General features: G+C 67.1%; 7 protein-coding genes. All 7 read right to left on the reverse strand.

Features of this window, described 5'->3' with window-relative positions:
* Positions 1–274 (reverse strand): dihydroxy-acid dehydratase (locus JHD07_RS28230; protein ID WP_291628145.1); only part of this gene is annotated, 274 nt, incomplete at its 3' end.
* Positions 275–552: 278 nt separating this feature from the next.
* A complete protein-coding gene (locus JHD07_RS28235) occupies positions 553–1,413 on the reverse strand; it encodes an ABC transporter permease (protein WP_291628147.1) in 861 nt (286 codons plus the stop codon).
* Positions 1,410–2,339 (reverse strand): ABC transporter permease, encoded by a 930-nt coding sequence (locus JHD07_RS28240; protein ID WP_291628149.1) that lies wholly within the window; start codon positions 2,337–2,339, stop codon positions 1,410–1,412. The genes JHD07_RS28235 and JHD07_RS28240 overlap by 4 nt, the downstream gene beginning before the upstream one ends.
* A complete protein-coding gene (locus tag JHD07_RS28245) occupies positions 2,339–3,325 on the reverse strand; it encodes an oligopeptide/dipeptide ABC transporter ATP-binding protein (protein WP_291628151.1) in 987 nt (328 codons plus the stop codon). Before JHD07_RS28245 ends, JHD07_RS28240 begins: the two co-directional genes overlap by 1 nt.
* Positions 3,322–4,305 (reverse strand): ABC transporter ATP-binding protein, encoded by a 984-nt coding sequence (locus JHD07_RS28250; protein ID WP_291628153.1) that lies wholly within the window; start codon positions 4,303–4,305, stop codon positions 3,322–3,324. Before JHD07_RS28250 ends, JHD07_RS28245 begins: the two co-directional genes overlap by 4 nt.
* A 2-nt stretch (positions 4,306–4,307) precedes the next feature.
* Positions 4,308–5,945, reverse strand: coding sequence for an ABC transporter substrate-binding protein (locus JHD07_RS28255; RefSeq protein WP_291628155.1), 1,638 nt, complete (start codon positions 5,943–5,945; stop codon positions 4,308–4,310).
* Between the two features lie 29 nt (positions 5,946–5,974).
* On the reverse strand, positions 5,975–6,790 hold the full coding sequence (locus tag JHD07_RS28260) for a sugar phosphate isomerase/epimerase family protein (protein WP_291628157.1): 816 nt from the start codon (positions 6,788–6,790) through the stop codon (positions 5,975–5,977).
* Positions 6,791–7,063 lie beyond the last annotated feature (273 nt).

Here is a 7,063-nt window from a genome sequence, read left to right on the forward strand (position 1 = left end):
AGAGCATGCCGTCATGGCCCATGGCGATGCCGTCATCGACCGCGATGGTGTTGAACTCTTTCGCGACGCCGCCGGCCTGCTCGATCTCGCGGGCGACGAGCTGGCCCAGGTCCTTCAGATGCACGTGGCCGGGCACGAACTGGGTGAAGGAATTGACGACCGCGATGATCGGTTTGCCGAAATCGCCGTCCTTCATGCCGGTCGCGCGCCAGAGGCCGCGGGCGCCGGCCATGTTGCGGCCATGGGTGGTGGTGCGGGAGCGATAGGCTGGCATGGCGGTTTCCGTCCTCGGGGTTGGGCCGGGGCGGGAAAATGTGGTGCCGCCGCGGGCTTTTGAGGCCGGATAGCGCACGGGGGGAACGCGCGCAACGGGAACTTGGGCCGGACAGGGCTCCCCTGCTCCCGGCGCGGGGTTTTCGTCGCTCATTCTCCGTCATTCCGGGGCGATGCGCAGCATCGAACCCGGAATCCATCGGGCCGCAACCCGCGCGGCGAAATGGATTCCGGGCTCGCGCCTGCGGCGCGCCCCGGAATGACGGCCGAGACCGTCCCCTACTGCAAGGTCGGATCGAGCCGGTCGCGGAGCCAGTCGCCGATCACGGACACCGCCAGCGTCGTCACCACAATCGTGGTCGCCGGCGCCAGCATGATCCAGGGCGCCCGGGTCAGGTATTCCCGGCCATAGCCGACCATGTTGCCGAGGCTGGTCATTGGCGGCTGCACGCCAAGGCCGAGGAAGGACAGGCCTGACTCCATCAGGATCACCTCGGGGAATACCAAGGTGGTCGAGACGATCAGGGTCGAGGCGATGTTGGGCAGGATATGCCGGAGATAGATCCGCGACGGCGTCGCCCCGAGCTGGCGGACGGCGGCGGCGTAGCCTTGGGCATTGGCGGAGATGGCAAGGCCGCGCGCGATGCGAGCATAGCGCTCCCAGCCGAACAGGCCCATCAGCCCGATCAGGAGCGGCAGCGAATTGCCGAAGAAGGCCAGCACGGCCAGCGCCATGATCAGGAACGGCATGCTGGCCTGGAAGTCGGTCAGCATCAGCACGAGCTGCTCGACGGCGCCCCGGAAATGCGCGGCGAGGAAGCCGAGCGTGGTGCCGACGATGGCCGAGATCGCGGTGGCGCCGAAGGCGATCAGCAGCGAGATGCGGATGGAAACGAGCAGGCGTGACAGCACGTCGCGGCCGAGTTCGTCGGTGCCGAGCCAGTGCGCGGGATTGCCGGGCGCCGCCAGGCGATTGCGCAGGTCGAGCTGGGTGAAGCCGTAAGGGGCGATCATCTCGGCGAAGGCCGCAATGACGAGCATGGCGACGATCCAGCCGATCGCGAGCAGGACCGAGACCGGGATCGCCGGCAGGCTGATCCGGCGGCGGAGTGCCGTCTCCTTCAAGGTGACGTCGCTCATGCGTGGGCCCCCTTGCTGCGCAGGCGCGGATCGAGGAAGCCGTAAAGGAAATCGACGATCAGGTTGGACGTCACCATGGTGATGGCGACCAGCAGCAGGATGCATTGCACGACGGCGAGGTCGCGGTTGGCAACGGCGACGACGAGAAGCCGCCCTACTCCCGGCCAGGCAAACACGCTCTCGACCACGACCGCGCCTGCGATCAGCGTGCCCACCATGAAGCCCAGAATGGTGACGGTCGGGATCGCTGCGTTCGGCAGCGCATGCGACGTCACCACCTTGCGCCACGGCACGCCCTTGGCCGAGGCTGTGCGGATATAAGGCTGCCCCAGCACCTCCAGCATCGCGCTGCGGGTGAAGCGCGCCAGCACCGCAGCGCCGCCGAGGCTCAGCGTCGCGATGGGGAGGATGGCGTGGCGCCAGCTGTCCTGTCCGCCTGACGGCAGCCAGCCGAGTTGCACGGCGAAGACGAGGACCAGCACCAGCGCGAGCACGAAGCTCGGGACAGTGAAGCCCGCCACCGCGGTCATCATCACGGCGCGGTCGATTCCCGAGCCTCGGTGCAGCGCGGCGTAGATGCCGGCGGGAATGCCGAGCGCGACCTTGAAGAAGAACGCCGGCAAGGTCAGCGCCAGCGTGGCCGGTATCCGCTCCAGCACCAGCTCGATCGCCGGCCGGCCGTCGCGCATGGAGCGGCCGAGCTCGCCTTTGGCGATGGCGCCGAAATAGTCGAAATACTGCGCCCAGATGGGATCATCGAGGCCCCAGGCCTTGCGAAACGCCGCGAGCACCTCCGGCGGCGCCTCGGGCCCCAGGATCATCAGGGCGGGATCGCCGGAGAGGCGCAGCACCACGAAGGCGAAGGTGACGACGAGGACGATCGTGAGCGCCGCGCGCCCGATCCGGATGGCGAAATAGCGTCCCATCACGCCGCGTCCCGTGTCGCGGCACCCGTGACGAGATGGCAGGCAACCTGCCTGTTGCCGCCGACGGCAGACAGCACCGGCACCTCCTGCGCACAGCGCGCGATCGCACGCGGGCAGCGCGGATGGAAGGCGCAGCCATTCGGCCGCGCGGCCGGGTTCGGCGGATCGCCCGCCAGCACGATGCGGCCGGCGCTGCGGCGCCCCGGCGCCGGCGAAGCCGAAACCAGCGCTTGCGTGTAGGGATGCTCGGGCTGCGCGAACAGATCATCCGCGAGGCCGATCTCGACGATACGGCCGAGATACATCACGGCGACGACGTTGCTGATCTGCCTGACGACGCGCAGATCGTGGCTGATGAACAGCAGCGTCAGCGACAGCTGCGCCTGGAGATCGCAAAGCAGGTTCACGACCTGCGCCTGGATCGAGACGTCGAGTGCGCTGACCGGCTCGTCGCAAACGAGGAAATCCGGCTTGGTGGCGAGCGCCTGGGCCAGCACGATGCGCTGACGCTGTCCACCGGACAGCGCGCCGGGATAGCGCGCGCCATGCGCTGGCGTCAGCTCGACGTCGCGCAGCAGCTCGCGCACTCTCTCTTCGCGTTCCCCGGGCGTGCCCAGACCATGAATGTCCAGGGGCTCGCGAATCTGCGTCCCAACCGGCAGACGCCGATCCAGTGCCCCGAGCGGGTCTTGAAAGATCATCTGCATGCGGGCGCGTTGGGCACGCCACGTAGCCGTCCCCGGCGCGGCCATCGGCTTGCCGTCGAACCGCACCTCGCCGTGATCCGGCGGCTCGAGGCCGAGCACGATGCGGCCCGTGGTGGACTTGCCCGAGCCGGATTCGCCGACGAGGCCGAGCGTCTCGCCCCTGGGAATCGTGAGCGAGACGCCGTCGACGGCATGGACGGCCGCAGCCCGGCCGAACATTCCTGACCGCATGCTGTAGCTGCGGGAGATCGCGGAGACCGCGACGAGCGGTGCGTTCATTCCGCGGCAATCCTGAGCAGCGCGCGGCGCGACGCCTCGGCGCGCACGCAGGCAACGCTGCGCTCGTTCGCAATCGGTACCAGGGTCGGAGCTGCGAGACCGCATGGCTCCTCGGCCAAGGCGCAGCGCGGGGCAAAGGCGCAGCCCGCGGGCATATGCGCGGGATCGGGCACCGTGCCGGGAATGGCCGTGAGGCGGCGGCGCGGCCCGTCGAGCGGCGGCAACGCGCCGATCAGGCCTTGTGCATAGGGATGGACGGGATCGGCGAACAGCTGGTGGCTCGGCGCCTGCTCGACGATGCGGCCGGCATACATCACCGCAACGCGGTCGCAGTTTTCCGCGACGACGCCGAGGTCATGGCTGATCAGCACCATCGCCATGCCCATCTCGCGGCGGATGCTGGAGAGCAGCTCCAGAATCTGCGCCTGGATGGTGGCATCAAGCGCCGTGGTCGGCTCGTCCGCGATCAGAAGATCCGGATTTCCGGCCAGCGCCATCGCGATCATGATGCGCTGGACCTGGCCGCCGGAGAATTCGTGCGGATAGGCAGAGAGCCGGCGTGCCGCATCTGGAATGCCGACGAGATCGAGCAGCCGGCGCGCTTCGGCTTTGACGGTCTCGCCCGAGAGGTCGCGATGCAGCGCCAGCGCTTCAGAGAGCTGCCGGCGGATGGTCAGTACCGGGTTGAGCGCACTCGCCGGATCCTGGAAGATCATGGCGATGCGCCCGCCCCTGACCTGATCGAGCTCGGCGGCGGGCGCGCCGAGGATCTGGCGGCCGTCGAGCAGCACCGAGCCGGCGACCTTCGCCTGCCGCGGCAACAGGCCAAGCGCGGCCAGCCATGTCACCGACTTGCCGGAGCCGGACTCGCCGACGAGGCCGAGGGCCTCGCCCTTCTGCAAGGCGATGTCGACGCCGCGCAGCACCGGCACCCCATTGAAGGCGACGCGCAAGTCCGCGATGCTGACCAGCGGCTGCACCCTCAGGCCTCGAAATTGCCGGTGCGGAAATCCATCGCGAAGGCCGGCGCGGCCTTCCACTTGATCGATTTCGGCTTGGCCGTGAAGGTCGCGTTCTGGTGTAGCACCGTATAGGCGGGATCCTCGCGCTCGGCGATCTCCAGCATGCGGCGGAACGCCTTTTTGCGCGCCGGCCGATCGGTCGAGGTCTCCAGGAACTCGGAGAGCTTGTTCAGCTCGGCGTTGGTCCACTCGCCGATCTGCTGCTGCTGGCCGTTCGGCCCGTGCTGGGCGACCAGCGACGACACCGGATCGTTGAAGGCGGCCGAGTTCGACCAGTCGCGCACCGCGCGCGCAGGTCCCCGCTCCATGATCTGCGACCAGTTCTCCTTGGTCTCGATCTGCACGTTGAGGCCGACCGACTTCCACATCTCGACCAGGATCTGCGCAGTCGCGACCTGGTTGGTGTAGTAGTTGTTGAGCAGGCGATACGGGATCGGATCGCCCTTGTAATTGGCCTGCTTGAGCAGATCCTGCGCAAGCTTCGGATCATAGGCCGGCACGCTCCAATCGGCGTTGAACATGTCGCCGTAGAAATCCCATTGCAAGCCCTTCGGCACGCGGGTGCGGCCTGCCCACAGGCTGTCGACGATAGCCTGGCGGTCGATCGCATGGGTGAAGGCGCGCCGCACCAGGGGATTGGCGAGCACGGCGTGGTTCTTGTCGAACACGGTCAGGCGGTGATTGAGGATGGTGCCGCCCTGCACTTCGAACGCGGAATTCTTCTCGATGCCGGCGATCTGGTCCGGCGGGATGTCGCAGGCGAATTGATATTCACCCGACAGCAGCCCGTTGATGCGGCTCGCGACTTCAGGGACTTCGAGGAAGCGGATGCGCTTGAGCGGCGGACGGCCACCCCAATATTCGTCGTGGGCTTCCAGGGTCAGCGACACGTCGGGCTTGAGCTCGACGACCCTGTAGGGCCCGGTGGTAACCGGCTTGCGCGCCCAGTCGAGATAGCTCGCGGCCTCTTCCCAGGCGCGGCGGTTCATGATGTCGGAGCCGTAGCGCTGCAGCCGGCCCTCGATGGTGACGTCGGGCGTCGCGTTGTAGAAGCGCACGGTGTACTTGTCGACGGCATCGACGCGCGCGAGGTCCGGCCAGATGCGGCGGGCGACCGCGGGGACATCCGGCGGCAGCTCCTTGCCCGGCCGCGGCGTCGGGATCTTCTCGAACGCCTTGATGGTCGAGCGGTTCTTGGCCTCGGTCTCACCGAACATGCGCTCGCGGCTGAAGGTGAAGACGACGTCGTCCGCCGTGAGCTCGTCGCCGTTGTGGAACTTGACGCCCTGGCGCAGCTTCACCTCGACGGTCTGGTCGTCGATGCGGCGCCACTCGGTGGCAAGGCCGGGCACCGCTTCGAGATTGCCGCGCCAGTTCTTGGAGATCAGGCCCTCCCAGATCGACGAGAAGAACACGCGCTCGCCGACATTGGACTGCTCGCGCAGCACGTCGAGCACGTTCGAATTGGTCACCTTCTGGACCGCGACCGTCACCGACGGACGATTGTCGCCCTGCGCGATCGCAAAGCGCGGCAACAGCAAGGTGCTTGCGGCGGCGCCGCCGGATTTCAGGATGGTGCGACGGGTGAGCTTGCTCATGATGGTGACCCTGCCCTCGATGATTGCGGTTATTCGGCGAGACCGAGCGCGGCGAGATGCGCTGCGCCCTTGCGGACGTCGTCGTGGTTGCGGAGTTCGAGGATCAACCGCGGATTGGACGTCAGCCGTCCCAGCGCGCGGAACACGGCGACCCACGGGATGTTGCCCTCGCCCGGCGCCCAGTGCCGGTCTGCAAAGCCGTCGGTGTCCTGGAGATGGACATGCGTGAGCATGTCGCCGGCGGTCTCGACGTAATAGTCGACCGGCGGCGCGCCGGTGGTGATATGCGCGTAATTGGCGTGACCGGTATCGAGGGAGACGCGGACCTTGCCGCTTTCGAGCGCCCTGGCGAGGCGCACGCGGTCGCGCGGATCCTTGTCCTCGATATTCTCGATGACGATTTCGCAGCCGATCGTCTCGGCGCGCGCGATCACTTCGGCGAGCGTCGCCTTGACGCGCTCGACGATGTTGGCGCGGTTGTCGGGGTAGAGATCGAGATTGTTGTGGTCCCAGGTCGTGAACGGCGAGTGGATCACCATCTGCGTCGCGCCGAGGAACTCGGCGGCGTCCAGGCCCTGCAGCAGGCGCTTGGTCACGGCCTGGCGGATCATCGGATCGTGGCTGTCGATCTTGAAGCCCCAGAACGGACCGTGGATGCCGAGCCGGCCGGTGTGGCCCGACAACATCTGCTTGATCTCGCCGGCCGTGCTGCGCCAGTCGCTATCGAGCAGATCGGCGCGGAAGAAATCCTGGATCTCCAGATCGCGCTGCCGTTCCAGAAGCCAGTCGCGATGGGCGGGAATCGACTTGATGGACAATGCGGCACCCAGCACCGGCTTCGACATGGCTTGCTCCTTGACCGTCAGCGATGACGGGAGCAGCGCTAGACCAGTTCAATGACAGGCCGGTGAAATGCAGATCGCGAGGTGCTGGGCAGGTGTGGACATCTTGCCGATCATCGCTTGCGATGCAGGCAACGAGACGTGCAACCGATGCAGAAGGAACACACCGCAAGCGGTATCGGTGACCGTAGTGACCCGGAATGGAATCCTATCCGACCTTCGCGTACATCGCGGGACATCGATCGGCGGCCACTTCCAAGGGCATCACCCTCTGAT

The sequence above is a fragment of the Bradyrhizobium sp. genome (assembly GCF_016462955.1).
Lineage (GTDB): Bacteria > Pseudomonadota > Alphaproteobacteria > Rhizobiales > Xanthobacteraceae > Bradyrhizobium.